The 26,595-nt window shown below is 47.6% G+C and carries 22 protein-coding genes and 2 other annotated features; of the genes, 16 read left to right on the forward strand and 6 right to left on the reverse strand.

Annotation, left to right across the window (positions count from 1 at the left end; translation table 11 throughout):
- Positions 1-10: 10 nt before the first annotated feature.
- On the forward strand, positions 11-652 hold the full coding sequence (locus BpJC4_RS08000) for a Bax inhibitor-1/YccA family protein (RefSeq protein ID WP_151679646.1): 642 nt from the start codon (positions 11-13) through the stop codon (positions 650-652).
- Positions 653-682: 30 nt separating this feature from the next.
- Here the strand turns inward: BpJC4_RS08000 and cypC are convergent, their stop codons facing one another.
- Positions 683-1,945 (reverse strand): CYP152 family fatty-acid peroxygenase CypC, encoded by a 1,263-nt coding sequence (gene cypC / locus BpJC4_RS08005; RefSeq protein WP_151697760.1) that lies wholly within the window; start codon positions 1,943-1,945, stop codon positions 683-685.
- A 172-nt stretch (positions 1,946-2,117) separates the two neighbouring features.
- On the opposite strand from cypC, the gene BpJC4_RS08010 reads away from it, so the two are divergent.
- Positions 2,118-3,377, forward strand: coding sequence for a hypothetical protein (locus tag BpJC4_RS08010; RefSeq protein ID WP_151679644.1), 1,260 nt, complete (start codon positions 2,118-2,120; stop codon positions 3,375-3,377).
- Between the two features lie 31 nt (positions 3,378-3,408).
- Here the strand turns inward: BpJC4_RS08010 and BpJC4_RS08015 are convergent, their stop codons facing one another.
- A complete protein-coding gene (locus tag BpJC4_RS08015) occupies positions 3,409-3,699 on the reverse strand; it encodes a hypothetical protein (RefSeq protein ID WP_151679643.1) in 291 nt (96 codons plus the stop codon).
- Positions 3,700-3,874: 175 nt separating this feature from the next.
- Between BpJC4_RS08015 and BpJC4_RS08020 the strand changes: the two genes are divergently transcribed.
- Both BpJC4_RS08020 and BpJC4_RS16560 read left to right on the forward strand, forming a co-directional pair.
- The gene (locus BpJC4_RS08020; RefSeq protein ID WP_151679642.1) at positions 3,875-4,303 is read left to right on the forward strand and encodes a DUF4395 domain-containing protein; all 429 of its coding nucleotides are present in this window, start codon (positions 3,875-3,877) and stop codon (positions 4,301-4,303) included.
- A gap of 29 nt (positions 4,304-4,332) precedes the next feature.
- Positions 4,333-4,503: an STAS domain-containing protein gene (locus tag BpJC4_RS16560; RefSeq protein ID WP_253693388.1), complete on the forward strand. Its 171-nt coding sequence runs from the start codon at positions 4,333-4,335 to the stop codon at positions 4,501-4,503.
- A 221-nt stretch (positions 4,504-4,724) separates the two neighbouring features.
- Here BpJC4_RS16560 and brnQ read toward each other — a convergent pair whose 3' ends face one another.
- Positions 4,725-6,077, reverse strand: a complete 1,353-nt coding sequence (gene brnQ / locus BpJC4_RS08030) for a branched-chain amino acid transport system II carrier protein (RefSeq protein ID WP_151679641.1) — start codon at positions 6,075-6,077, stop codon at positions 4,725-4,727.
- Between the two features lie 56 nt (positions 6,078-6,133).
- Positions 6,134-6,373, reverse strand: a binding site (T-box leader).
- Complete coding sequence (locus BpJC4_RS16130; protein ID WP_172967459.1) at positions 6,349-6,591, reverse strand: hypothetical protein; 243 nt, start codon at positions 6,589-6,591, stop codon at positions 6,349-6,351. (Overlaps the previous feature by 25 nt.)
- A gap of 249 nt (positions 6,592-6,840) precedes the next feature.
- Here BpJC4_RS16130 and ilvD point away from each other — a divergent pair, with 249 nt between their 5' ends.
- The 11 genes from ilvD (at position 6,841) to BpJC4_RS08085 (ending at position 20,775) form a co-directional block, all read left to right on the forward strand.
- Complete coding sequence (gene ilvD / locus BpJC4_RS08035) at positions 6,841-8,541, forward strand: dihydroxy-acid dehydratase (protein WP_151679640.1); 1,701 nt, start codon at positions 6,841-6,843, stop codon at positions 8,539-8,541.
- 352 nt (positions 8,542-8,893) lie between these two features.
- The gene (gene ilvB, locus BpJC4_RS08040; RefSeq protein WP_151697761.1) at positions 8,894-10,609 is read left to right on the forward strand and encodes an acetolactate synthase large subunit; all 1,716 of its coding nucleotides are present in this window, start codon (positions 8,894-8,896) and stop codon (positions 10,607-10,609) included.
- The gene (gene ilvN / locus BpJC4_RS08045) at positions 10,606-11,127 is read left to right on the forward strand and encodes an acetolactate synthase small subunit (protein WP_151679638.1); all 522 of its coding nucleotides are present in this window, start codon (positions 10,606-10,608) and stop codon (positions 11,125-11,127) included. Before ilvB ends, ilvN begins: the two co-directional genes overlap by 4 nt.
- A gap of 27 nt (positions 11,128-11,154) precedes the next feature.
- Positions 11,155-12,183, forward strand: coding sequence for a ketol-acid reductoisomerase (ilvC, locus tag BpJC4_RS08050; protein WP_151679637.1), 1,029 nt, complete (start codon positions 11,155-11,157; stop codon positions 12,181-12,183).
- The gene (locus BpJC4_RS08055; protein WP_151679636.1) at positions 12,170-13,711 is read left to right on the forward strand and encodes a 2-isopropylmalate synthase; all 1,542 of its coding nucleotides are present in this window, start codon (positions 12,170-12,172) and stop codon (positions 13,709-13,711) included. Before ilvC ends, BpJC4_RS08055 begins: the two co-directional genes overlap by 14 nt.
- A 20-nt stretch (positions 13,712-13,731) precedes the next feature.
- Positions 13,732-14,832: a 3-isopropylmalate dehydrogenase gene (leuB, locus tag BpJC4_RS08060; protein ID WP_151679635.1), complete on the forward strand. Its 1,101-nt coding sequence runs from the start codon at positions 13,732-13,734 to the stop codon at positions 14,830-14,832.
- 75 nt (positions 14,833-14,907) lie between these two features.
- The gene (gene leuC, locus BpJC4_RS08065; protein ID WP_151679634.1) at positions 14,908-16,326 is read left to right on the forward strand and encodes a 3-isopropylmalate dehydratase large subunit; all 1,419 of its coding nucleotides are present in this window, start codon (positions 14,908-14,910) and stop codon (positions 16,324-16,326) included.
- A gap of 15 nt (positions 16,327-16,341) precedes the next feature.
- Positions 16,342-16,932: a 3-isopropylmalate dehydratase small subunit gene (gene leuD, locus BpJC4_RS08070; RefSeq protein ID WP_151679633.1), complete on the forward strand. Its 591-nt coding sequence runs from the start codon at positions 16,342-16,344 to the stop codon at positions 16,930-16,932.
- A 37-nt stretch (positions 16,933-16,969) separates the two neighbouring features.
- On the forward strand, positions 16,970-17,941 hold the full coding sequence (gene ilvA, locus BpJC4_RS08075) for a threonine ammonia-lyase (RefSeq protein WP_371862166.1): 972 nt from the start codon (positions 16,970-16,972) through the stop codon (positions 17,939-17,941).
- 165 nt (positions 17,942-18,106) lie between these two features.
- Complete coding sequence (locus BpJC4_RS08080) at positions 18,107-19,237, forward strand: HAD family hydrolase (RefSeq protein ID WP_151697762.1); 1,131 nt, start codon at positions 18,107-18,109, stop codon at positions 19,235-19,237.
- Between the two features lie 509 nt (positions 19,238-19,746).
- Positions 19,747-20,775 (forward strand): PTS sugar transporter subunit IIC, encoded by a 1,029-nt coding sequence (locus BpJC4_RS08085; RefSeq protein ID WP_151679631.1) that lies wholly within the window; start codon positions 19,747-19,749, stop codon positions 20,773-20,775.
- Between the two features lie 101 nt (positions 20,776-20,876).
- Here the strand turns inward: BpJC4_RS08085 and serA are convergent, their stop codons facing one another.
- Both serA and BpJC4_RS08095 read right to left on the reverse strand, forming a co-directional pair.
- Positions 20,877-22,502 carry a phosphoglycerate dehydrogenase gene (gene serA / locus BpJC4_RS08090; protein ID WP_151679630.1) on the reverse strand — a complete coding sequence of 542 codons (1,626 nt, stop codon included), beginning with the start codon at positions 22,500-22,502 and terminating at the stop codon, positions 20,877-20,879.
- The gene (locus BpJC4_RS08095) at positions 22,495-23,655 is read right to left on the reverse strand and encodes a pyridoxal-phosphate-dependent aminotransferase family protein (RefSeq protein WP_151679629.1); all 1,161 of its coding nucleotides are present in this window, start codon (positions 23,653-23,655) and stop codon (positions 22,495-22,497) included. The genes serA and BpJC4_RS08095 overlap by 8 nt, the downstream gene beginning before the upstream one ends.
- Before the next feature lie 67 nt (positions 23,656-23,722).
- Positions 23,723-23,935 (reverse strand) — a binding site (T-box leader).
- Between the two features lie 372 nt (positions 23,936-24,307).
- Here BpJC4_RS08095 and BpJC4_RS08100 point away from each other — a divergent pair.
- Complete coding sequence (locus tag BpJC4_RS08100) at positions 24,308-26,284, forward strand: methyl-accepting chemotaxis protein (protein WP_151679628.1); 1,977 nt, start codon at positions 24,308-24,310, stop codon at positions 26,282-26,284.
- Positions 26,285-26,595 lie beyond the last annotated feature (311 nt).

The following is a 26,595-nucleotide window of genomic DNA, read 5'->3' on the forward strand; positions in this document are numbered from 1 at the left end:
GAGGGATTTTATGGAGGCCTTACAAACAAGGCAAAGGTCGATGTTCCAGAAAGTGCTCTGGGTATTTGCCGTTTCGCTGCTGTTTGCGACAGCAGGTTTATATACGGGAAGATTCGTGCCGCCGGGGTTAATGATGCCGCTGATGGTTGCGGAAGTGGCCATGATCATTGCCGCTTTTTGGCTGAGAAGGCGGAAGAGCGTCGGCTATTTATTTGTCTATGCGTTTACGTTTATATCCGGCATTACGACGTACCCTGTCGTTGCTTATTATGCATCCGTGGCCGGAGCTGAAGTGGTACTGCTCGCTTTCGGTTCCACCTTTGGCATTTTTGCCGTCATGGGTACAATCGGCGCGGTTACAAAAAGGGACCTCGGCTTTTTAAGCACGGCATTGCTCGTTGCATTGCTGGCGCTCATTTTCATCGGGATTTTCAGCATTTTCAGCCCGCTTACTCCAACCGGCCTGCTGGCGTGTTCCTTTATTGGTGCAATTGTTTTTTCCTTGTATATTGTATATGACTTTAACCAAATGAAGCACCACAGTATAACGGAGGAAATGGTTCCGCTTTTGGCTTTAAATTTGTATTTGGATTTTGTAAACCTGTTTATTAACATTTTGCAAATCCTCGGCATTTGGGGAAGCGACGACTAAACTGGACGGATTTAAAGAAAGCGCCCGCCATTAAACGGCAGGCGTTTTCTTTTTCACATTTTGTATGATAAAACCGCTTTCCGGCAATGTCGGGATTTTATTCAGCGGAATGTTTAAATTTTGCGCCGGGACATCATAATCAATTTTATTGACAAGAAAATCAAGGGTAGCTTTCATGATTTCCAGCGTAATCCCTTCGCCTGGGCAGCGGTGGCCTCTCGACGGATCCGAACCGCCGTGGGGAATAAAATTAAACAGGCTGCCGTTCCAGTCCCGGAAACGTTCCGGCCGAAACACATCAGGATCCCCCCAAATCTTTTCATCATGGTTCGTGCCGTACATATCGAGCAGCACAAGCAGCCCTTTTTTAAACTCATAGCCGTTCCATGTAAAATTTTTGCGGACTTTTGCGCCTAAGAAAGGGCCGAATGGGTAAAAACGCCTGACTTCCTGGGCAAACCATTCGATGCGTTGTTCGTCCCCGCCTTCTAACCACCCTTTATAGCGGGGATGCTCAAGTAAGGAAAGGGCTGCAAAGGTAATGAAGGTGGCAATTGCGGTGATCGGGCGGAGCACATTGATCAGTTCCACGGCTGCTATTTGCGCATCGAGCTGCCGGCCGTCTTTATCCCGGTACAGTGCTATTTCCTTTAAAACAGAACCATCTTCGGCTTTTATTTTGTCTGCACGGACATCTTCAATAATGCCGCGTACCCAGTCTTCCGCGCTCGTTCTTGCCATTCTTCCTTTCCAATGCCGCGGCCCAACAGCCCCGAAAGCGTACACCATATCCATAAATTCCTGTGCCCGTTTCCCGGTCTCCTCTTCCCGGAGCGGCACACCGGCCCAGCGGCATGCGGCCCGGCAAAGAAGGTTTTTTGCTTCATCAAATAATACGATCCTGACGGCTTTTTCCCATTTTGGGATGCAGGCTTCCCATTCCGCTGCTGCCATTTGTGCGAGTCGCTGCTGTGCATCAGGCCCCATTAGCGACAAAAACAAAGCTTTTCGGCGGATATGTTCTTTCCCGTCCAATGTCTGGATCGCATTTTCCCCGAACAATGTTTTCTGTACACGTTTCGGGGCAGCTCCGTTCCGCTTGAATTTTTCCGGATCGTAAAAAATTTTTACCGCTTCTTCGCCGCTGATGCAGACAGCTTTTTGTCCAAGCAGGCGCGTTTCAAACAAATTTATCCGATACTCATCCGTCCGGTTTTTAATATAGAGGTAGCCTTCCTTCAAAAGGTCAATTGTATCATCTATTGTTTTTTCATTTGGGATTTGTTCAGCCATCGTATTTCTCCTTTTTTCCATTTTTCACTTTTGTTCCATAAGCCCGGATCCAATCACATTCGAAGTTTACCCACAATCCGGGAAAGTTATGTCAGGTTTTGTTTCACTTTGCAATGGGGTATAAGGGAAAGAGAGTGTTTTTCACATTTCAGGACAGGAAAGGAAATGAGCAATGGCAGAGGGAATCAAAGTTGGTATTGGATTTGCAACAGGAAGGAAAAGTTTTAAGAATGTTTTAAGAACCTATATGTATAATTTAAAAGAATCCGAACTGACGGAAATAGACCGCATCCGTCTGCGCCTGTTTGTTGCGTACGACTTAAACTATGAAAATGCCGAACCGGAGGATTTTATACATATAGATACAGATATAATGGAAGAAATTGATCATGCCTGTTTTATCGGGGAAGAGGAAACACGGAAAGAAATGGAAGACCTTGTTTTACGCGGCATCATCTCGGAAAAAGAAGGCGGCTTGTTGTTTGGGGATGGATATGCTTCAAAACGGAATATCGTCGTTTACGAAGCATTAAAAAACGGGATCGACTATCTGATTTTTCTGGATGACGATGAATATCCAGTTGCCGTTACAAAAAGCAGGAAATATGCTGTTTGGGGAGGCCAGCAGGTGCTGCGGACCCATTTGGAGCACATCAGAGAGGCGGATATTACAAATGGTTACCACTGCGGCTATATTTCCCCGATCCCTTTCATTGCCTTCAACGAAGATTTGAATGAACAAGATCTCCGAACCTTTATCGAAGCCTTGAGCAATGATATTGTAAATTGGAATACAATTAAAAGCGTGATGGAAAACGGCGGGGTAACGTATGCCGATACAAGCATCCTTATCAGTGACGAAGCGGAAGAAGTGGAGGAAGTGAACCGGGCAAAATTCATTTCGGGTTCGAACTTGACACTGAATTTAACGGACCCTTCCCGCGTGCTTCCGTTTTACAATCCCCCGAATGCGCGCGGCGAAGATACTTTTTTAAGTACATGCCTGGGTGAACGGAAAGTTTTGCGTGTCCCCGCCTATACATTCCATGACGGGTTCGGCGCTTACCAGCATCTGCTGCTCGGGGTGCTGCCGACAAATTTAAACTATATAAAAGCGGACACAAAGCAGGTTGTCGAACGTTTTTATAAAGCGTGCGTCGGCTGGATCCGGTATAAGCCGCTTTACCTGTACATTACCCAGCCGGAAACGTATGAAGAAAAAATTGAAAAAGTGCGCGCCCGGCTCGAAGCGACGCTGCCAAAAATTTGCCGGTATTTTGGGCGCAGTGATTTTATGGACGTGCTTCGGGAATTTGAACATTACCACAGCCAAGTAAAGCAGCATTACAGTGATTTTTTGGCAACGCAGGAAGCGTGGGGAAAAATTACAGCCTATATAGCCGAACAATCGGAAAGCAAAACAGCCATTTAAAAAGCCGCTCTCTATAAGCGACTTTTTCGTATTAGGTGTTTCGCAGTCCTTGGGTAAAGACGGTCAATCCGATGCAAATGTGTAAAATCATGCCTAAAACCGGAATAAAAGCCAGCACGTTTCCAATGATGCCGAATACATGTCCCCAAACCGCTTTTCCGCCTGCATAAGCAAACACAGCACCGACGATATGGAGCAGAATCAACCCGCCTAACGGGGCCCACAGATGAGCGAGAATAATCGCCCCGCCCAAAAAAGGGATGCCGAAAAACAATTCCGTTAAGCCAAGCAGTAACTTGTATACTTGTGACAAAGATGACATCATATTTGTCTCCTTTACCAGCAAAAATATAAATGTACCTTCTTCTCTTTATACGAATCATAAAACAAAAGGTTTCAATTGTCGAAGCTGGTGAAATCAAAAGAGTATACAAAACACAAAAAATCCCTTAATATAGCATTAAATAAATTAATTATATTGGAAAGGTTGGGTTTAAATGGCGGAAATGGTGCGTTCGATACCTCGCCCATTGGTAAGGGCAAACCAATGGGTGATTGTGCTGAGTGTAGTTTTAACCTGGGTGTCCGGGCGGGAGTGGTTTTTGTTGATTCCGCTCGTTGCGGGCCTGGCAGGGTTATTGTTCCACTTCAATCCGGTGATGAAACTGGCAAAGCTGTTTTTGCGGAAAGACCCGAAAGCCTACATACCGGAAGATTGGGAGCAGCAGCAATTTAACCAAAAAATTGCCGTAACATGCCTGGCGCTCGGGTTTATCAGTTTTCGCCTCGGGTGGAACGTTGCAGGCTATGTGTTTACTGCTCTCGTCGCACTTGCTGCATTCATTGCGATCCTCGGTTTCTGCATCGGGTGCTTTATCCACTATCAGTGGAAACAATATCAATACAGGCGGACGCATTCTTCGTAAAGAAGAAAGGGGCTCATAGGGAAGAGAAAGTGCTGCTGGAAGTTGGCAGGTTGCATATTCAAACGCTGATTATGGATTTTTCCGGGATTTCGGAAATGGAAATGCATGTCATTGACCATATTTTTAAAATCATTGACGGCAATTCAATGATGAGCTGCAAAATGGTCATTACCGGATTGCGCCCGGAAATTGTGCAATAAATGGTTATGAGGGAGCTTTCCTTTGATAACAGGGCTGAAATGAAGGGAACTTTGCAGCAGGCATAAAAGACTATTTCAAATATGATGAATTAAAGAAGGAAATCCAACTGTTATAAGATATATATATTATAGAAGAAACTGGGTATTAAAACCCCCGCGGCCATTTTGGAGTGGCCCGGGGGTTTTAAAATTCTATAAATGCAGCAGCCGTTTGCGGCATGTTACAAGCTTTGTTCCGTTGCTTTTGAATGGACCGGCTGTGCCTCGGGTGCATGGTGCCCCAGCCTGCTTAGCAGAAGCCCGGCGGCAGCTCCAATAAGTGCCGGTACGACCCATTCCAACCCAGCAGAGGCAAGCGGAAGTTTTTGCGCGAAAGCCTGTACAAAGCCAAGCGGGATACCGAACCCTTCCAGCCCTTCGATGACGGCAAAGACGCCAGTAAATAACAATGTGCAGCCGTACACTTTTTTCGAACCGTGGAAAAGCTTATGGAAAAACGTCAGGACAACAAGCACGATCGTCATCGGATAGGCCATTTCCAAAAAAGGTACGGAAAATTTTAAAATCAAATTCAGGCCTAAATTCGAGAGTGTAAAACCAACAAGGGTGACGGCAATGACCACCTGATGATAGCTGAGTTTCGGCATTAAATTTGAAAAATACTCCCCGCATGCTGTTGTTAATCCAACTACTGTTGTGAAGCAGGCCAGCATAAAGATAAATCCGAGCAGCGCTTTTCCGGCTTCCCCGAAAAGCAGTGTGGAAACTGCGGTTAATACGTCCGTGCCGTTTTGAAAAGTGCCGGCGGATGCCATTTTTGCCCCGATAAATCCAAGGGCGACATACACTAAAGCAAGGATTGCGCCGGCGATAAACCCGGCTTTTAATGTATAAGCTGTCATCTGTTTTCTATTGGACACACCACGGTGTTTGACCGCTGTTAAAATGACGATGCCGAAGGCCAGAGAAGCCAGTGCATCCATCGTGGAGTACCCGTTAATAAACCCTTTAAAGAAAGAACCAGTTTGATAATCCACAGCCGGTGCCTGGAGTGGGTGCCCCGCGAGTTTAAAGAAGCCGACAGCGCAAAGGACCACCATGGCTACAAGCAATACCGGCGTAATCCAGCGTCCGAGGTATTTTGACATTTTTTCCGGATTTAAACTGACCAGGTAGACAAGCAGGAAAAATACTACGCTGAACAACAGCAAAGCAACAGGCGAACTTTGGACGGAAGCGGGAAGGAACGGTTTAACACCCATTTCGTAAGCAACGTTTGCATTGCGCGGGATCGCCAAAAACGGCCCGATGCATAAATAGACAATGACAGTAAAAACGGTACTGAAAAGCGGGTGGACACGGTTCCCGATCGCCTGGATGCCGCCGTCAACAACCGATACCGTAGCGATAACCAGAACCGGAAGCCCGACGCCGGTTACAATAAAGCCCGCCATCGCCGGCCAATAGGATGTTCCCGACTGGACGCCGAGAAATGGAGGGAAGATTAAATTCCCGGCCCCGAAAAACATGGAAAATAACATAAAGCCGATAAATAATGTTTCGTTTCGTTTCATATCTGTCTACTCCTTTTGATGTGAAATGTATTGGAAAATAAAAAAACCCGCCCCGATAAAGGGACGAGTTTACTCGCGTTACCACCCTCATTCCGCATTACAATATGCGGCACCTCATCAACGTACAATCATACGTGTTCCTCAACTAACGGGGGAATTGCCGTCAAAGCTTACTGCAATTTCAGCTTTGCATCTCGGGGATGATCTTCGGAATGGGCTTGAACATTGGCTTTCAGCAATATGCCAACTCTCTGGGGAACAAGTCCCAAACTTACTCTTCCCGTCCTCGACTTTGTTTTTTGTATTGTTTGAAAATAAGATTATCACTGAACATTCCTTCTGTCAACAGCGTAAGAGAAATTTTTTCTGTTAAATTTTTTTGGTTGATCGCGCCATTTGCCGGGCGTAAGCGGGAGAGCGGTGGCGCGGGATCTCTCGGGCAGGAGTGGATTTCATGCTCATCAATATTTAATGGGAAAATGCTTTTAAAATCCAATAAAAAGAAAAATGTCATTTCGAAAAAACATAAAAAATTTAAAATGATAAAAATACTATCGTGAAAATGATGGAAGCGTTTACAAATAGATTTTTAAATCAAAATTGTCAAAAAAGTTCACGGAAAAGGGTTGACCTCTGCGCCTAAAAGTCGTATGATTGACAACAATTAAAGAATATTAAAAATTCGCTCAAGCACAATATCGCAGAAACTTGGCGCAGCGGGCGGAAAAAAGCCCCCTGAAGGTGATGGAATGGGAGTGATGGAATGCGAAGCGACATGATCAAAAAAGGGATCGACCGGGCCCCGCATCGCAGTTTGCTGTATGCGGCAGGACTGAAAACGGAAGATTTTGATAAACCTTTCATCGGGGTGTGCAATTCCTATATTGATATTATCCCGGGGCATAAGCATCTAAACAAGTTTGCAGAAGTCGTAAAAGAGGCGATCAGGGAAGCGGGTGGCGTCCCGTTTGAATTCAACACAATCGGGGTTGATGACGGCATTGCGATGGGGCATATCGGGATGCGGTATTCGCTGCCAAGCCGCGAGTTGATTGCCGACAGTGCCGAAACAGTCATCAACGCGCACTGGTTTGACGGGGTATTTTTTATTCCAAACTGCGATAAAATTACGCCGGGTATGTTGATGGCGGCAGTAAGGACGAATGTTCCCGCGGTATTTGTCTCGGGAGGCCCGATGGAAGCGGGGGTCTCACCGGATGGAAGACAGCTTTCCCTGACGTCGGTTTTCGAAGGCGTCGGTGCCCATAAATCCGGAAAAATCAGTTACGATGAATTGAGAATGCTGGAAACGAGCGCCTGCCCGACTTGCGGGTCGTGTTCAGGGATGTTCACGGCAAACTCAATGAATTCTTTAATGGAAATGCTTGGGCTTACTCCACCGGGCAATGCAACGATCGTTGCCACGTCGGAAGAACGGCACCGCATCATCCGGGAAGCTGTCCAGTATTTAATGAATTGCATTAAAAATGATATCCGCCCGCGCGATATTGTGACAGAAGAAGCAATTGACGATGCGTTCGCGCTTGATATGGCGATGGGCGGTTCAACCAATACAGTGCTACATACGCTGGCAATTGCCCATGAAGCAGGGATTGACTATGATTTGGAACGCATCAACGAAGTGGCCAAAAGGGTACCGTACCTGGCAAAAATTATGCCGGCCTCGGATTATTCGATGCATGACGTGCATCTCGCAGGCGGCATTAGCGCCATTATCCATGAACTTTGCAAAATTGAAGGCGCCATTCATCCGGATCGGCTGACCATTACGGGAAAATCCATCTATGAAAATGTGAAAGATGCGAAAATTTTAAACTTGGAAGTGATCAGGCCAAAAGAAAATCCGTACAGCCCTGTCGGCGGCTTGTCTATCCTGTACGGAAACTTGGCTCCGGATGGAGCAGTTATCAAAGTTGGTGCCGTTGATCCGTCCATTAAAACCTTTACCGGGGAGGCGATTGTATTCGACTCCCAGGAAGAAGCCCAGGCCGGGATCGACAGCGGGATGGTCCGTGAAGGGCATGTCGTTGTCATCCGTTATGAAGGGCCTAAAGGCGGGCCGGGTATGCCGGAAATGCTTGCGCCAACTTCATCCATTATGGGCCGGGGACTTGGTAAGACAGTTGCTTTGATTACGGACGGGAGATTTTCCGGGGCGACGCGCGGAATCTGCGTCGGGCATATTTCTCCGGAAGCGGCAGAAGGCGGCCCGATCGCTTATGTCGAAAACGGCGACCAAATCACCATTGATTTAATCAACAGAAGCATTGAACTGCATGTGCCTGAAGAAGTGCTACAGCGGAGAAGACAAAATTGGGTGCAGCCGGATCCGAAAATTACTCGCGGATATTTGGCTAGGTATTCTGCATTGGTTACTTCCGCCAATACGGGCGGGGTTTTGAAAATTGGATTACCGCAAAAAACGTTGACGGGGACAAAGTGATTGGATCAGGTATTTTCAGAGAGCCGGGGATGCTGGGAGCCCGGCAATACCCCAATCATGACATCGCCTCTGAGTGCGGATCTGAACGGCTTTTTGCCTATTAGGGTTTGCCGAGTCGGCTGCCGGGTGTGGGCGACTTGTTACAAAAAGCAACATTCTGTAAGGAATGCTGCATGAGGCGGCGTTTGCAAGAACGCCGTGAAGTTGGGTGGTACCATGAAAAGTTGCCTTTTCATCCCTGCAAAACCGGCAAAATCCGATTTGCCGGTTTCAAGGAGAAAAGGCATTTTTTATTGGGATAGATCACAGTAAAGCGAATGAGCCTGCGTATTTCAGAATAGGAGGTTAAATTGTGTGTGCGAAAGCAAGAATGGATGGCAATGTGAAAACAGCGGAATGTAGTGGTGCTGAAGCGCTTGTCCAGTTACTGATCAATGAAGGGGTCGAAGTGATGTTCGGTTATCCGGGGGGTGCGGTATTGCCGATCTACGATGCGCTTTACGATAAACCGATCAGGCATATCCTTACCCGGCACGAGCAGGGCGCCATTCATGCGGCGGAAGGCTACGCGCGTGTTACCGGAAAACCGGGTGTCGTCATTGCAACGTCAGGGCCGGGGGCAACAAACTTAATTACCGGCATTGCGGATGCCATGATGGATTCGCTTCCGCTTGTTGTATTTACTGGACAGGTTGCAACTTCCGTTATCGGATCCGACGCTTTCCAGGAAGCCGATGTCATCGGCATGACGGCGCCGATTACAAAACATAATTACCAGGTGCGCGATTTGCGGGATTTGCCCCGTGTCGTGAAAGAAGCTTTTCATATTGCGAAATCCGGAAGGCCGGGCCCGGTTGTCGTCGATATTCCGAAAAATATCCAGCAGGGAACGGTGGAATTAGGCGAAGGCCCGGAAGTCTACTTGCCGGGATACCAGCCGAATTTTTACCCGAATCCGCTCCAAATTAAAAAGCTGATGGAAGCCGTCTCTTATTCCAGCAAACCGGTCATTTTGGCAGGCGCGGGAATCCTGCATGCGAAGGCGTCCGATCTTTTAATCAAATTTGCGGAAAAATGCCATATTCCGGTTGTCAATACGCTGCTCGGCCTTGGAAGTTTTCCGTTTAGCCATCCGCTCTTTCTCGGAATGGGCGGCATGCACGGGACATACGCGGCAAATATGGCGATATGCGAATGCGACCTCTTGATTAATATCGGGGCCAGATTCGATGACAGGCTTACCGGTAATTTAGCCCATTTTGCCCCGAATGCAAGGGTGGTCCACATTGATATCGACCCGGCTGAAATCGGCAAAAACGTAAAAACAGACATCCCGATCGTATCGGATGCAAAAGAAGCACTACTGAAAATTTGTGCTGAAGATCTGCAAAACAACGGCACAGATGAATGGGTCCAACATGTGAAGGAATACGCCGAAAATTACCCGCTTTGGTATGAAGATAACGATGAGGAGCTGTCCCCACAACATGTCATTAAAAGAATCCATCATTATACAAACGGAGATGCGATTGTTTCCACTGATGTCGGCCAGCACCAAATGTGGGCAGCGCAATACTACGGTTTTGAAAAGCCGCACAAATGGATTACATCAGGCGGGCTCGGCACGATGGGATTCGGGTTCCCGGCAGCGATCGGCGCACAAATTGCCTGTCCGGACGAAAAAGTTGTTGCAATTGTCGGAGACGGCGGTTTCCAAATGACGCTGCAGGAGCTTGCGGTTGTAAAAGAATTGAATCTGCCGCTTAAAATTTTCATTGTCAACAATCAATATCTCGGGATGGTGCGCCAATGGCAGGAATCGTTTTATGAAGAACGGTATTCATACTCGACCATTCCGGTACAGCCCGACTTTGTAAAGCTTGCAGAAAGTTACGGCATCGGGGGCATCCGCGCCACAAACAATGAAGAACTTGAGCTTGCGCTTAAAAAGGTGCTGCAGGATGATGAAGCCGTACTTGTCGACTGCCGGGTGAAAAGGCTTGAAGCAGTGTTTCCGATGGTGGCGCCGGGCAAAGGGCTGCATGAAATGATGGGGGTGAAGCCATGAAAAGAATTGTTGTAGCCACCGTGTTAAACCAGAGCGGCGTGCTGAATAAAATTACAGGTGTGCTCGCAAAGCGGCAGTTTAACATCGACAGCATCACGGTGGGCCGCACTGAAATGGAAGGCATTTCCCGGATGACAATCGTCGTCAATGTTGAAGACGACAGGCAGGCTGAACAGCTGACAAAACAGCTGAACAAGCTCATTGATGTCATCAAGGTTCAGGATATTACGGACCAGGCGATTGTCTCGCGGGAGCTTGCCCTCATTAAAGTATTAAGCACCGCACAGACAAGAAGCGAAATCGGCGGACTGGTCGAACCTTTCCGGGCATCGATCATTGATGTGAGCCGTGAAAGCGTCACGATCCAGGTGACCGGAGACAGCGAAAAAGTGGAGGCGCTTGTTGATTTATTGAAACCATACGGCATCAAGGAAATGGTCCGCACCGGCCTGACCGCATTCCTACGTGGCTCGCAAAAACAAGTAACAGATCTCAGCTCTTATTCACTATTAAAATAAAAAATTTTCAAAAAGGAGAGATTCACAATGGCAAAAGTTTATTACGACAAAGATATCCAGGAAGCCGTTTTAAAGGGAAAGAAAATCGCGGTTATCGGCTATGGTTCGCAAGGCCATGCCCATGCGCAAAACCTGCGTGATAACGGCTTTGATGTTGTAGTGGGCGTAAGACCTGGCAGATCATTTGAACGTGCCGCACAGGATGGTTTTTCCGTAAAATCTGTTAAAGAAGCAGCTAAAGAAGCAGATGTGATCATGATGCTCTTGCCGGATGAGCAGCAAACGAAAGTGTATAAAGAAGAGGTGGAAGTAGGACTTGAGGCGGGCAATGCACTGGCATTTGCACACGGATTCAATATCCATTTTACCCAAATTATCCCTCCTGAAAATGTAGATGTCTTTATGGTTGCGCCTAAAGGACCGGGGCATCTGGTCAGGCGTACATTTGAAGAAGGGGCCGGGGTGCCTGCGCTTGTCGCTGTCCATCAGGATGTAACCGGTGATGCAAAAGACCTGGCATTTGCTTATTCAAAAGGGATCGGGTCTGCCCGTGCCGGTGTGCTTGAAACAACCTTCAAAGAAGAAACGGAAACCGATTTGTTTGGCGAACAGGCTGTGCTGTGCGGCGGTTTGACCTCATTGATCAAAGCCGGCTTTGAAACGTTAACAGAAGCCGGATATCAGCCGGAACTTGCCTATTTTGAAGTCTGCCATGAAATGAAGCTGATTGTCGATCTGATCTACGAAGGCGGCTTAAAAAACATGCGCTATTCCATCTCCGACACGGCGCAGTGGGGCGATTTTGTCTCCGGGCCAAGGGTCGTAAACGAAGAAACGAAACAGCGCATGAAAGAAGTATTGAAAGATATCCAGAATGGCACGTTTGCAAAGGGTTGGCTCCTTGAAAACCAGGCGAACAGGCCGATGTTCAATGCCATCAATGCCCGCGAGCAAAATCATCCGCTCGAAAAAGTAGGCGAAGAACTGCGTGAATTAATGCCTTTTGTCAAAAATCCGATTAAGCAAAAGGAAGTGGTCGTGAATGCGAAAGGTTAATATTTTTGACACGACTTTAAGGGATGGGGAACAATCCGCAGGCGTCAATCTGAATATGGCGGAAAAGCTCGAAATCGCAAAGCAGTTGGAAAGGCTTGGAGTAGACATTATTGAGGCGGGGTTTCCTGCCTCTTCCAAAGGGGATTTCCAAGCGGTTGAAGCGATCGCAAAAACGGTGAAAAACAGCTCTGTTACGGGATTGGCAAGGGCAAACCAACGCGATATTGATGCGGCCTGGGATGCTTTAAAGCACTCTGCTGAACCGAGAATCCATGTCTTTTTGGCAACTTCGCCCATCCATATGACGTACAAACTGAGAAAAACCCCGGATGAAGTCGTTTACGATTCAGTCGAAGCCGTAAAATATGCAAAACAAAAATTTCCGGTTGTGCAATGGTCGGCGGAAGATGCAACGAGGTCTGATAAAGATTTTCTCGTCCGCATCATTACGGAAGTGATCAATGCCGGCGCAAATGTTATCAATCTTCCGGATACAGTCGGCTATACGACGCCGAAAGAGTATGGCGCGCTGTACGACTATGTGCGCGAGCATGTCCCGAATATTGACAAAGTCATTTTATCGGCCCATTGCCATGACGATCTTGGGATGGCCACAGCCAATACGCTTTCGGCAGTAGAACACGGCGTCCTCCAGGTGGAAGGGACAATCAACGGCATCGGTGAACGGGCCGGTAATGTGGCGCTCGAAGAAGTCGCAGTTGCCCTTCACATCCGCCAAGACTATTACAAGGCAACAACCGGCCTGAAATTAAACGAAATCAAACGCACGAGCCAGCTGGTCAGCAAATTAACGGGTATGGTCGTTCCGGGCAATAAAGCGGTTGTCGGAGCCAATGCATTTGCCCACGAATCCGGTATTCACCAGGACGGCGTGTTAAAAGAAGCTTCGACTTATGAAATCATTACGCCGGAACTGGTCGGTTTCTCCAGCAACAGGCTAGTGCTCGGCAAGCATTCCGGCCGCCATGCCTTCAAAGAACGGGCGACGGAGCTCGGCTTTGACCTTGACCAGGAAAAACTGAACGAAGCGTTTAAAGCTTTCAAAGCGTTAACGGACAAGAAAAAAGAAGTCACCGACGATGATTTGTTTGCGATTTTAGCCGATAAACAAACCGATGTGGCGGATACGCCGCAATATGAACTGGAAAACGTGCAGGTACAGTACGGCACGCTGAACATCCCGACGGCAACTGTCCGGATCAAAACGCCTGAAGGGGAACTGGCAGAAGAAGCCGGAACAGGATCGGGCAGCGTTGAAGCCATTTACCACACAATCAGCAAGATGTTTGAAGGCCCGATCGAATTGAAGGACTATAAACTGCAGTCGGTCGGCTCCGGGCAGGATGCGCTGGCTGACGCATTTGTCAAAGTCAAATACGGGCAGTTTGAATCCGGAGGCCGCGGATCTGCCCAGGACGTTTTGGAAGCTTCGGCAAAAGCTTTCTTAAATGCGATTAATCGGGCGATTGCCATGGAACAGCAAACGAGAAACAAAGTACAGGTATGATCACACGGGGAGGAAATACAATGGAAATGAAAATGGCTGTTCTGCCCGGCGATGGAATCGGGCCGGAAGTCATGGACGCAGCGATCCGCGTTTTAAAAAATGTGTTGGGCCGTTACGGCCATGAAGCTGTTTTTGAAAAAGGGCTGATCGGCGGCGCGGCAATTGATGAAACGGGCACGCCCCTCCCTGAAGAAACACTTGAAATTTGCCGCAGGAGCGATGCGATTCTGCTCGGTGCGGTAGGCGGGCCGAAGTGGGACCATAATCCGGCCTCCCTCCGCCCGGAAAAAGGGCTGCTCGGTCTCCGAAAAGAAATGGGGCTGTTTGCAAATTTGCGCCCGGTAAAAGCATACGCGCCTCTCCTTTCGGCATCGCCGTTAAAACGGGAATTTGTGGAAAATGTGGATCTTGTCATTGTCAGGGAACTGACCGGCGGCTTATATTTCGGGCGCCCTAGCGAAAGGCGCGGCCCGGCACAGCATGAGGTTGTGGATACGCTGCAATATACGAGAGAAGAGATTGAAAGGATCGTAGACAAAGCATTTCAGCTTGCGCGCATCAGAAGAAAAAAACTGGCATCTGTAGATAAGGCAAATGTGCTGGAATCGAGCAGAATGTGGCGGGAAATTGTTGAGGAGACGTCAGCGAAATATCCGGATGTGGAAGTACGCAATATGCTTGTTGACTCAACGTCGATGCAGCTCATTGCAAATCCGGGCCAATTCGATGTCATTGTCACTGAAAATATGTTTGGCGATATTTTAAGCGATGAAGCTTCAATGATTACCGGCAGCCTTGGCATGCTTCCTTCAGCAAGCCTCCGTTCCGACCGGTTCGGCATGTATGAACCGGTCCACGGTTCGGCGCCGGATATTGCCGGCCAGGGAAAAGCCAACCCGCTTGGCACAGTGTTATCGGCCGCGATGATGCTGCGTTACTCGTTCGGGCTTGAAAAAGAAGCCGAGGCAATTGAAAAAGCGGTGGATGGCGTGCTTAGAGCCGGATATTGTACAGGTGACCTGCAAGTTCCGAACGGCAAAATCGTCGGCACGGATGAACTGGCCGGCAGGCTGATAGAAAAATTGGGCGAAAGTGAAGCCGCGTCCAGCGTTTCCAATTGATTTCCGGAGTTTAATGGGGCGTCATCCGCGGATGACATATGGAGACAATAAAAAGCAACGGATGGGAGTGATACGATGGCACCGAAAACGATTATCGACAAAATTTGGGAAAACCATTTGGTCCACCGAGAAGAAGGGAAGCCGGACCTCCTCTATATCGACCTTCATTTGGTCCATGAGGTTACTTCCCCGCAGGCGTTCGAAGGGCTGAGAATGAATAACCGCAAAGTGAGAAGGCCGGATTTGACGTTTGCAACGGTTGACCACAATGTTGCCACAACAAGGGGCAGGATCTCAAAAGACCCGATTTCGAAAAAACAAATGTCAACTTTGGAAAAAAACTGCCAGGAATTTGGCATTCCTCTCGCTGGGATCAATCATCCGGATCAGGGGATTGTCCATGTCATCGGGCCTGAACTCGGGCTGACACAGCCGGGGAAAACGATTGTATGCGGGGACAGCCATACATCAACGCACGGCGCGTTTGGCGCGATCGCGTTCGGCATAGGTACAAGCGAAGTCGAGCATGTTTTGGCGACACAGACACTTTGGCAAAAGCGGCCGAAAACGATGCAAATTAAAATCAACGGCAAGCTCGGTCCGGGCGTCACGGCAAAAGACTTAATCCTCGCCATTATTGCAAAATTCGGCATCGGCGTCGGAACCGGTTATATTGTCGAATACACCGGGGAGGCAATCCGTAATTTATCAATGGAAGAGCGGATGACCGTCTGCAATATGTCGATTGAAGCCGGTGCCAGGGCAGGTCTCATCAGCCCGGATGAAACGACCATTTCGTTTTTGCGAGGGAGAAAATACGCGCCGAAAGAAGATTTTGAAGAAAAAGCGGCTTACTGGCTTTCGCTTGCATCGGATGAAGGGGCGGTTTACGACCGCACGCTTGAAATGGATGCAAGCGAAATCGAACCGCAAGTGACATGGGGAACGAACCCGTCGATGTGCCTGCCGGTCAGCGAAAAACTGCCGGATCCGGCGGAAATCGATGATCCGGGTGAACGCCAGGCGGTTGAAAAAGCATTGCGCTATATGGGCCTCGAACCGGGGACAAAAATTACCGATATTCCCGTCCAGCATGTGTTTATCGGATCGTGCACAAACTCACGCCTTGCCGATTTGAGGGCGGCTGCAGAAATTGTAAAGGGCCGGCACGTCAGAGAAGGGGTCCGCGCTTTAGTTGTACCTGGTTCGCAAAGCGTGAAAGCCCGAGCGGAAGAAGAAGGGCTGGATAAAATTTTTATAGAAGCCGGGTTTGAATGGCGCGAATCCGGATGCAGCATGTGCCTGGCCATGAATGATGATATCGTTCCGGCCGGGGAAAGATGCGCCTCCACATCGAACCGGAATTTTGAAGGCAGGCAGGGGGCCGGCGCAAGAACGCATCTCGTTAGCCCGGCCATGGCAGCGGCTGCTGCGATTTACGGCAAATTTGTCGATGTCAGGAAACTGGATCAAGCCGGCGCATTAATCATGTAAAGGGGGCAAAAGCAAATGGAGCCATTTCAAACTTTTTCTGGCCTCGTATTCCCTTTGGACAGGAAAAATGTTGATACCGACCAAATTATCCCAAAACAATTTTTAAAAAGAATTGAGCGGCAAGGGTTCGGGAAATGCTTGTTTTATAATTGGCGCTTTGATGAGAACGGGGAAAAACGGGGTGATTTTCCTTTAAACGACCCGAAATACACCGGCGCATCTATTCTGATTGCGGGAGAAAATTTCGGATGCGGGTCCTCGCGCGAGCATGCGCCGTGGGCCCTGCAGGACTACGGATTTAAAGTGATCATCGCGCCGAGTTTTGCCGATATTTTTTACAACAACTGCCTGAAAAACGGGATATTAACGGTTATGCTACCGGAAGAAGAAGTTAAGCAGCTGATGGAGGCTGCAGAGGCGCAATCGCTGTATGTGACGGTGGATCTTGAAAAACAAGTGGTATTAAATGGGGAAAAAGCCATTCATTTTGACATTGATCCGTACCAGAAGAATATGCTGTTAAAGGGACTGGATGAAATCGGGCTGACATTGCTGCTTGAAGATGAAATTTCAAAATATGAAGCGTCAGCACAAGTAGGAGTGTGAAAAGGACAATGGGGATTCTTTACAAACGAAAGACGTTATAGAAGCGTTTGAAAATTTATTGCCGATCGTGCACCGGACGCCGTTGAACCAATCGGCGACATTCAATGAAATGGCGGGAACGAGATTATATTTTAAAATGGAAAACTTGCAGCGCACCGGTTCTTTTAAGATCAGGGGCGCGCTGAATAAGATTACGAACCTGTCCGGTGCGGCGAGGAAAAACGGCGTGATTGCTGCGTCCGCCGGCAACCATGCGCAGGGGGTGGCTTTTTCGGCAACGAAGCAGGGTATTAAAGCGAAAATTTATATGCCAGAAAAAACGCCGCTCGCGAAAGTCATGGCGACAAAAGCGTATGGCGCGGAAGTCGTGTTGACCGGCGAATCTTTTCAAGAAGCTTATGAAGCTGCTGTTTTAGACCAGCAAATCAGCGGTGCAACGTTTATTCACCCTTTTGACGATTATGAAGTGATGGCCGGCCAGGGTACGATTGCACTTGAAATGATCCAGCAGTGCGCCGACCTCGACACCGTGGTCATTCCTGTCGGTGGTGGTGGTTTGATTGCCGGCATGGCCTGCATGCTGAAAAATTATGATTCAAAAATCCGGGTCATCGGGGTGCAATCGGAAGGGGCTCCGTCTGCCTACAACCTTTTTAAAGGAATGGGAAGCGGGCGGCTTGCCCATGTCTCGGGCATCGCGGACGGCATACTCGTCAAAGAAACTGGGGAGCTTACTTTTCCGCTGATCAGCCGGTATGTGGATGATATTGTCATCGTAAGCGACGAAGAGATTGCCACAGCCATTATTTATATGCTAGAGCGCGAGAAGATGTTTGTCGAGGGTGCAGGTGCCGCGGCATTTGCGGCCGTATTGAGCGGCAAACTGGGCGTGCCCGGCAGGCATATCGGCATCGTGGTCAGCGGCGGAAATGCCGATCTGGATAAAATTTCCTACTTCAAACGGCTGGCAATGGCAGGCAAAAAAAAACATAAGCTTGTTTCACTATAGAAAGCGGGGCGCCGAACCGGTGCAATATATTAAGGCGACATTCACCTTTATATTGCCCAAGGCGCCTTTTCTTTGCGCATTTCCCAGTTTTGCTAACAAAGTCTTCAAAAAATATATGAAAAAACGCAATATTTTGTTACACTAATGTTGGAAAGAGGTGAAGAGATGATTCGAACGGTATTATTTGATGTGGACGGTGTTTTGCTAAGCGAAGAGCGCTATTTTGACGCTTCGGGCTTAACCGTTTGGGAAATGATACATAGCAGCCATTATTTAGGGCTTGCACCGGAAAAATTTAAAACCACATTATCGGATGAAGAAATTACACGCATCCGGGCTGAAGTTTTCCGAAACGACCAGGTGCTCCGGCATCTAAAATCACAAGGCATGAACGCCAATTGGGACATGATCTATTTAACGTTCACTTGCCAGCTATTGCACTTGCTTTCGCAGATTAAGGAAAAAGAGGCCGGCAAAATCCGGGAGTGGCTGACGCACGAGATCGATTACGAGGTGCTAGGCGATATCCGCGGAATACTTGCAAACTATCAAGTATCCACGGATTTTGGGGTATTTTTAAAAGATTTTGCGGGAAGGCCGGAAACAAAACAGGATTTGCTGAAGGTATTGGATCAGCTTGCTTTTGAAAAATTCGGCATCACCGGCACAGCGCTTGGGAGAAAGGGTGCGCTCTGGTCTGTGTGTGAACATGCTTCCCAAGAATGGTATGTTGGTGACCAACATATTCTTGCTTCCACCGGGAAACCAAGCGTTCAAACCGGGAAAAAAGGATTTTTGGAAGAAGAAATTCCGCTTGCCGGGCCGGAAGAGATTGCTGATTTATTTTCTTATCTGTCGGAAAAAGGATTGAACCTCGGCGTCGGGACGGGGAGGCCGCAGCTGGAAACGTACGGGCCGTTCCGCGCGCTGGGTTGGCTGCCTTTATTTGATGAAAACCATATTGTGACCGCGGACGAAGTTTTAAAGGCGGAAGGGGAACTGGGCAGCGCCACCCCGCTTGCAAAACCGAATCCTTTCACCTATTTGTTCGCTTTAGAAGGAAAGCAGACCTCTGTCCGTGATTGTGTGAACACCCCGCTTCCGCTTGAAAACGGAAAAGAAGTTTTAATCGTCGGCGATTCACTTGCTGATCTTTTGGCAGCACAAAAAATGGGCTGCGTTTTTGCCGGGATTTTAACCGGCTTATCCGGCAAAGAGGCAAGGGTTGAATTTGAAGCCCATGGCGCCGATTATATTTTTGAAAATGTGACAGATCTCAAAACTATTTTTATGTAAGCAAAAAAGGCATGCACCGCCATGCCTTTTTTGTATGGCATATTTTATCACATACGAAAAATGAATTTTCAAAAAAATGGCGCTTGCATTAGGTTAAGTGAAAACTTTACAAGAAATTTTTGGTGAGAAAAACGAACAAGCTTACTTTGTTGAAATAGTTTATATTAAACGGAACAAGAGCGCAAACCGTTACGAGTAGGATAAAAAATGTTAAAAAATAATATTTTTAAATAAAATATAAGATTGACTTTATTTTTTAATTGATGTAATATTTCAACATCAAAGCAAAAAGGGGCAGACCTGGATGATATATTTTCTTAAATCTGAAATTTTGCACATCATTCTCTTATACTGAAGCGGTGTTGACATATTCACACAATTAGATTTGTTTTAGTCCGCCAACCATCCAAAAATGAGGCGCCCAAACAGATAAAAGCGCCTATTGCAGTTGGTTTTTTATTCGGGTAACGATTACAGAATATTATAACAACAATATGGGAGTGGGGAAGATGAAACAGGCTACAAAAGATTACATCATTGATCGAAGTTATAAGGCGTCTGCAGGGATTGCGAACGCAGTACTGGTGACTTTGGGGCTTGGTCTATTATTTGAAACATTTGGCAAATTTTTAGGCTGGGACGGATTTCTTACGATCGGTGCCGCTACGAAATCGCTGCTCGCTCCGGCGATTGGTGCAGGTGTCGCATACCAGCTCGGCGGCAATACTTTGGTTATTTTCAGCGCAATGGCCTGCGCGGCGGTTGGCGGTAATGCAATTCACACGACATCGGATGGTTTAATTACGATCGCAACGGGCCAGCCTGTCAGCGCGGTGCTGGCTGCTGTTGTTGCAACCTGGGTTGGGAAACGTATTACAGGAAAAACGAAGCTGGATATGATGGCTATTCCGTTTGCGTCTATTCTTGTCGGCGGAGTTGCCGGAGCCGGGCTGGCTGCTGTGACAACACCGTTTTTGCAATGGCTGAGCGGGGAAATCACTACATCTGTACAAGGTTCACCACTTTTAGGTTCGATGGTTGTATCGCTTGTTTGGAGCATTCTCTTGATGTCGCCGTCATCTTCGGCTGCACTTGCGATTGCGTTGCAGCTTGACCCGGTTTCGAGCGCAGCCGCTCTGATCGGATGTACAGTGCAATTTGTTGGTTTCACGGCAATGTCGTTGAAGCAGAATGACTGGGGCGGAAACATTGCCCAATCGTTGATTACACCAAAAGTACAGTTCCCGAATTTGATCAAAAATCCGCGCCTTGTCATTCCACCATTTATTTCGTCGCTCATTTGCGCACCGGTTGCGACGATGGCGTTCCATTTGAAAGTACCGTATGAACTCGGCGGGCTTGGCTTGAATTCTTTGATCGCTCCACTGAATATCTTGGCGAACCAGGGCGTCGGTGTGTTGCTTGCCTTTGTGGCATCGGGCATTATCTTGCCGATTTTTACGACACTTGGCATTTACCATTTCCTGAAAGTACTTGGATGGGCGAAAGCCGGCGATCTGCGAATGGAAGTACAGTAAGCAGAGACAGAAAAGCGGGCTGGACTTTTGTCGTATTCAAATGTGTCCATTCCCATTCAAAAAAAGCGTTCACGCTGTACTGCGTGAATGCTTTTTTCCCATTACACCTCTACAAAGGGCTCTTCCTGAAAGGTATATCCTGTTGTCAGTTCTAAAATTTGGACATCTTTCATGCCGATCAGACCTCTTAGTTGATCCAGCACTTTGCGGCTGACGGTTTTATCTAAAGTCAGCACCATGATGGCTTCACCGCCGATTTCTTTCCGGCCGACCTGCATTGTGCCGATATTCGTGTCATTATCGCCGAGGATTGAGCCGACCTGGCCGATCATGCCCGGAATATCAAGATGCCGGATATAAAGCAGATGCTGTTCCGGCCGGATATCGACACGGTAATCGTTTAATTTGACGATGCGGCCGCCGAATCCGTTGATGATCGAAGCACCGATATTGACTTGCTTGCCTTCTTTGTAAAGCGAAAGTTCCAAATAATTGGAGAAGCCCTTGAACGAAGCATTCCGCTGGATGTTGTAAGTCAGCCCCTGCTCTTTCAACAGATGGAGGGCGTTGACAAGATTGACCGTGCTGCCGAGATGGTGGCTGAGAATGCCTTTAATGATTGTTCTCGTCAACAGCTTCGTATCTTCTTCGAGCAAGTCGCCGGCATACGTAATTTCAATTTTTTCCGGCGCTTCACGAAGCAATTGGATGCCGAGTTGTGCCACCTGTTCGCCGAGGAGCAGGTACGGTTCCATCCGTTCCCAGTTTTCCCCGGAAGTCTGCGGCATATTGATGGCGTTTCGGATTGCCTGTGATTCAAAAATATTGATGATTTCTTCGCTGACATCGACGGCCACCCGGATTTGCGCTTCCTGGGTCGATGCGCCCAGATGCGGCGTGACAATCACATTCGGCAGTTCTAAAAGCCCCGGCGTGATTTCCGGCTCTTTCTCAAATACGTCCAAAGCGGCGCCGGCGACACGGCCTTCCTTCAGCGCCTTAAGGAGCGCCTGCTCGTCGACAAGCCCGCCGCGCGCGCAGTTGATGATGCGTACGCCTTTTTTCGTTTTCGCCAAAAATGTTTCATCGATCATGTGCCTTGTTTCTTTCATGAGCGGCGTATGGAGGGTAATAAAATCGGATTGCGCGGCAATTTCATCAAGCGTCGCTTTCTTAATGCCGAGCTTGCTAGCACGTTCTTCCGTTAAGTACGGGTCATAACCGAGTACCGTCATTTCAAATGCTTTTGCCCGTTTTGTAACCTCTGTGCCGATTTTCCCTGTTCCGATGATGCCGAGCGTTTTCTTGAAAAGCTCGACGCCTTTAAATTTTTCGCGTTCCCATTTTCCCCTGGAAGCGGATCGGTGGGCCTGAGGAATATTGCGGGAGAGGGAAAGCATCATGGCCAAAGTGTGTTCTGTTGCTGAAATGGTATTTCCGCCCGGCGAATTGACGACAATGATTCCTTTTCTGGTGGCTGCATCGACATCAATATTGTCGACGCCGACGCCGGCACGGGCAATGACGCGCAAATTGCCGGCCGCTTCAATAATGTCTTTTGTGACTTTTGTCTGGTTGCGCACGATCAGGCCGTCATACTGTCCGATCACTGCCTTCAGATCCTGCGGCGCGATCCCGGGTTTATGTTCGACGATAAAATCTTTGTGTGCATATAATTTTTTCAGGCCTTCTTCGCTGACTTTATCCGTGACCAAAATTTTAAACATGTGCTTTCCATACCTCCTCTGCTTTTTTCACCGCAATGCCAAATGTATCTCTTCCTTCCAATTCGTGTACAACCATTTCCAATGCTGTTAAAACGTTTAAAACATCAAATGGGGTGCTGTAGCCCATATGGCCGATGCGGAAAATTTTCCCTTTCAGCTGCTTCTGCCCGCTTGCGATGGCCATAGAAAAATGTTCCTGTAAGTATTTTTTGATCACGTTTGCTTTGCCGTCAGCCGGTTTGACGGCGGTAACCGTAGGTGAGGCATCCGCATCATTTTCCACTAAAAGCGGAAGACCAAGGGCTTTCACGCCGGCACGGGTCATATCCCTTAAAATTTCATGCCGCTTAATGACATTGCCAAAACCTTCCTCTTCAATCATTTGGCATACTTCGTTGGCGCCGTAAACCATTGAGACAGGCGGGGTAAACGGCGTTGTCGTCCCTTCATCATATGATTGGATATAACGGTTTAAGTCGAGGTAAAACCGTTTTTTCGGCCCGTTTTTGATTTCTTCTTTGGCACGCTTGTTCACTGCGACAAAGGCAAGTCCCGGCGGCAGCATCAGCGCTTTTTGCGAACCGGAAACAAGAATATCGATCTGGTATTCTTCCATATCCACCGGCACGCCGCCGATACAGCTGACACCATCGACGATGTACAGCGCGTCCGTCAGCCGTTTTACGACCGCCCCAAGATCCTTGACCGGGTTTAAAACTGATGTCGATGTTTCACAATAAGTGGCAAAAACGGCTTTGACCGGGTGTTCCAGGCCTTTTAAGAAAGTTTCAAGCTGTTCCGGGCGGCAGGCGGTTCCCCATTCTATATCGAGGCGGTGTACATTGACACCGTATGACTCGCAAATGGAGGCAAAACGTTCCCCAAATACCCCGGTTACAACCACAACGACATGGTCGCCTTCATGGACTACGTTGCAGACGGCGCTTTCCAATGCGGATGTCCCGCTGCCGGCTATGACGATGACCGGTTCTTTGCTTCCGAAAACCGGCATCAATCTGGTTGCAACCTGCTTGAGATTATTGGAAAAAACTTCGCTGCGGTGGGCCACCATGGGCTGGTTCATTGCTTGTTTCACTCGATCCGGTACAGGTGTCGGGCCGGGTGTGAATAAAGATTCCTTGCAAAAAAGCATGTGTGCGTCAATCCTCCATTTTTAAAGATTAAAAATAAAACGCCCTCATAACAAGGTGATCCTTGTTATGAGGGACGTGATATACCGTGGTGCCACCCTCTTTTGCTGCGAAAAAGCAGCCTCTGGGCAAAATAACGGCGTGTGCCGGGTCCAGCCTACTCCAATTTCAGCCGGCCAGTTCAGAAGCGCTGGGCATTGTATTGGCAAAAGCATCGGTTCACAGCAACCACCGACTCTCTGTGGCTTTTTGCAAATACGCCTTCTTCATCATTACTTTTTCCAATGGGGTTAACTTTCTCTGTGTAAAATATTCTAACAGGTGTTTTTATTTATGTAAAGGGAAAAATTAAATAATTTTAAAATCGCCGTATTTTTTGACGAAGTAAGCGTTTTAATCCTCTTTCCGGTAATCGACAAGATTGGCAGCCGGCTTTTTCCCTGCCAAGTCCAGCCTTAAATTCGAGATGAAAATATGTTCATAAAATCCTCACATTTGAAAAGAAAAAGCGGTGTGATGGGAATGTAGGCCTTCTTCCCTCTTTTCACTTTTTGCAATATAGGGCAAAAGGACTATTTATGAACCATCATACTAAACGATAAAAAAATTAGGGGACTGCACAGACAGAAAAATCAGCCAAAGGAGTTGAACCAGATGGAAAACATTTTGAAAAAACATGTACGGTGGAATATGAAGGTGAAATTGATTATATCCATTTTATCCATTTTGCTTATTCCATCTGTACTGATCGGATATTTTTCAGAACAGTCTGCAAAAATACAGGTTGAAAAGCAGATGCTCAGTGATGCAGAAGAAAATGTAAAACTCTTGCAGGGGATTATGCGCGACACGATTCAACCGCGGATGCAGGATGTAAGTTATTTTTCTAAAAAAATCTCATCCGCATCCTATAAAAAGCAATCCTTAATTACGAATATGTTCAGCCAATATGCCGATTTGAATGAGAATGTCCTGAATGTTTATGTCGGCACCGCATCCGGGAAGATGATTATCCGGCCGAAAAACGATTTGCCGTCGGGCTACGACCCGAGGCAAAGGCTATGGTACATGCAAGCTATGGATAATCCCGGAAAAGTGATTATTACTGCCCCTTATAAGGATGCAGTTACAGGAGAGACAGTAATTACGATTGCGGAAACGACAAAAGACCAATCCGGCGTTGTCGCTGTGGACATGAAAATGAGCGCTGTCCAGCGATTGGCAAAAAAAATTAAAATCGGGCAAAACGGCTATGCCGTTCTGGTTGACTCAGCCCGCCGATATGTTGTGATGCCGGGGAAAACACCGGGCACTTACGCGAAAGAAAAAGTATATGATACCGTATTCGGCAAAGTTTCCGGTCACACAACTTATACATATAAAGGCCAGGAAAGGCAAATGTTTTTTACAACCGACAGCCTTACGGGATGGAAAATTGCCGGGACGATGTATTCAAATGAAATTGATCACGCAGCGAAGCCGATTGTCCAAAAAACCATTCTTATCGTTTTCATATTTCTTGTCCTCGGCACTTTATTAACTTATTTTGTCATCCGTTCGGTAACAAAGCCGATCAGCCGCCTGAAAGAAGCTGCACTGAAGATTTCCGGGGGTAATTTAACGGAGAAAATTGATGTGCGGAGAAAAGATGAAGTCGGCGAACTGGCCGAAAGTTTTAAAAAGATGCAGGACAGCTTGCGTGATTTGCTTGACCAAGTCGATAAAAGCGCGGAGATGGTCGTATCCTCGTCTGATCAGCTGAAGGCCAACGCGGAAAATACGACATCGGTGAGCCATGAAATCAATACCGCAGCCGCCCAAATCGCCAGCGGCGCGGAAACGCAGACGAACGGGACGGAAAGCAGCGCCCAGGCAATGGGGGAAATTGCAAAAGCAATGGAAAAAGTGGCGGACAGCACGATGGTGATTTCAAACTTGTCAAATACGACATTGGAGCATGCTAAAGCCGGCGGGGAATCTGTGCGTGAGACGGTGGCGCAAATGAGATCCATTGCCGAATCTGTAACCCATTCCAATACGAAAATCCAGGCCCTTTACGAAAATTCGAAGCAGATCAGCCAAATTACTGAGGTGATTAAAGGAATTGCCGCCCAGACAAATTTGCTTGCCCTAAATGCTGCGATTGAGGCGGCAAGGGCCGGCGAACATGGGAAAGGGTTTGCGGTTGTAGCGGAAGAAATCAGAAAACTGGCAGACCAGTCGCAAAATTCCACAAAAGAAATTGAAAATTTGATTTCCAAAATCCAAAACGACACGGAAGATTCCGTGCGGGAAATGGAAAAGGTTTCAAAAAATGTAGAAGACGGCGTGGCCCGCTCGGAAGATACGATCGAAAAATTCGAAACGATCATGGATGACATGAAAGAGATTACGCCGCAGGTTGAGGAAATGGCGGCTGTTTCTGAAGAAATTTCCGCATCCGTCCAGGAAGTTACGTCAACTGCGAATGAGCTTGCCCATATTGCCGAAGAAAACGCAGCGGCAACAGAAGAAATGGCCGCTTCTATTGAAAGCCATTTGAAGGCGATGGACGATATTGCCGATTCGGCAAGGGCGTTGTCCTACTTGGCAGAATACTTGCAGGATATTGTGAAAAAATATAAGTTTTAATTTAAATCCCCGGTTCTCTGCCTAGTGCGGAAGCCGGGTTTTTGTATTTTTTCGTCCCTTTGATTCATCAATGGGTCATTGCACCTGTATTTGATTTTTTTGCTTTTTAAGAAAGGAAAAAGGCCGCATCAGAGAAAATATGGCTTCTGGACAGATAAAAAAGGGAGTTTTGATGCCTTCTCACACTGGAAAGCATGCTGAAGCAGGCAACGGCTTTTGATATCTCGTTCCGCTATCCGAATGTAAAAACGGGCTAAAAAAATTTTTGAATAAGGGTTGACATATCCCCATTTCAGTATTAATATAATAAT

It is taken from the genome of Weizmannia acidilactici (assembly GCF_008974185.1).
Classification (GTDB): Bacteria; Bacillota; Bacilli; order Bacillales; family Bacillaceae_C; genus Weizmannia; species Weizmannia acidilactici.

What these genes read in the sequence shown, in the direction of transcription:
- BpJC4_RS08000 (WP_151679646.1), top strand. Translation starts at nt 11, where the DNA reads ATGGAGGCCTTACAAACAAGGCAAAGGTCGATGTTCCAGAAAGTGCTC.
- cypC (WP_151697760.1), bottom strand. Translation starts at nt 1,945, where the DNA reads ATGGCTGAACAAATCCCAAATGAAAAAACAATAGATGATACAATTGAC.
- BpJC4_RS08010 (WP_151679644.1), top strand. Translation starts at nt 2,118, where the DNA reads ATGGCAGAGGGAATCAAAGTTGGTATTGGATTTGCAACAGGAAGGAAA.
- BpJC4_RS08015 (WP_151679643.1), bottom strand. Translation starts at nt 3,699, where the DNA reads ATGTCATCTTTGTCACAAGTATACAAGTTACTGCTTGGCTTAACGGAA.
- BpJC4_RS08020 (WP_151679642.1), top strand. Translation starts at nt 3,875, where the DNA reads ATGGCGGAAATGGTGCGTTCGATACCTCGCCCATTGGTAAGGGCAAAC.
- brnQ (WP_151679641.1), bottom strand. Translation starts at nt 6,077, where the DNA reads ATGAAACGAAACGAAACATTATTTATCGGCTTTATGTTATTTTCCATG.
- BpJC4_RS16130 (WP_172967459.1), bottom strand. Translation starts at nt 6,591, where the DNA reads ATGACATTTTTCTTTTTATTGGATTTTAAAAGCATTTTCCCATTAAAT.
- ilvD (WP_151679640.1), top strand. Translation starts at nt 6,841, where the DNA reads ATGCGAAGCGACATGATCAAAAAAGGGATCGACCGGGCCCCGCATCGC.
- ilvN (WP_151679638.1), top strand. Translation starts at nt 10,606, where the DNA reads ATGAAAAGAATTGTTGTAGCCACCGTGTTAAACCAGAGCGGCGTGCTG.
- ilvC (WP_151679637.1), top strand. Translation starts at nt 11,155, where the DNA reads ATGGCAAAAGTTTATTACGACAAAGATATCCAGGAAGCCGTTTTAAAG.
- BpJC4_RS08055 (WP_151679636.1), top strand. Translation starts at nt 12,170, where the DNA reads ATGCGAAAGGTTAATATTTTTGACACGACTTTAAGGGATGGGGAACAA.
- leuB (WP_151679635.1), top strand. Translation starts at nt 13,732, where the DNA reads ATGGAAATGAAAATGGCTGTTCTGCCCGGCGATGGAATCGGGCCGGAA.
- leuC (WP_151679634.1), top strand. Translation starts at nt 14,908, where the DNA reads ATGGCACCGAAAACGATTATCGACAAAATTTGGGAAAACCATTTGGTC.
- leuD (WP_151679633.1), top strand. Translation starts at nt 16,342, where the DNA reads ATGGAGCCATTTCAAACTTTTTCTGGCCTCGTATTCCCTTTGGACAGG.
- BpJC4_RS08080 (WP_151697762.1), top strand. Translation starts at nt 18,107, where the DNA reads ATGATTCGAACGGTATTATTTGATGTGGACGGTGTTTTGCTAAGCGAA.
- BpJC4_RS08085 (WP_151679631.1), top strand. Translation starts at nt 19,747, where the DNA reads ATGAAACAGGCTACAAAAGATTACATCATTGATCGAAGTTATAAGGCG.
- serA (WP_151679630.1), bottom strand. Translation starts at nt 22,502, where the DNA reads ATGTTTAAAATTTTGGTCACGGATAAAGTCAGCGAAGAAGGCCTGAAA.
- BpJC4_RS08095 (WP_151679629.1), bottom strand. Translation starts at nt 23,655, where the DNA reads ATGCTTTTTTGCAAGGAATCTTTATTCACACCCGGCCCGACACCTGTA.
- BpJC4_RS08100 (WP_151679628.1), top strand. Translation starts at nt 24,308, where the DNA reads ATGGAAAACATTTTGAAAAAACATGTACGGTGGAATATGAAGGTGAAA.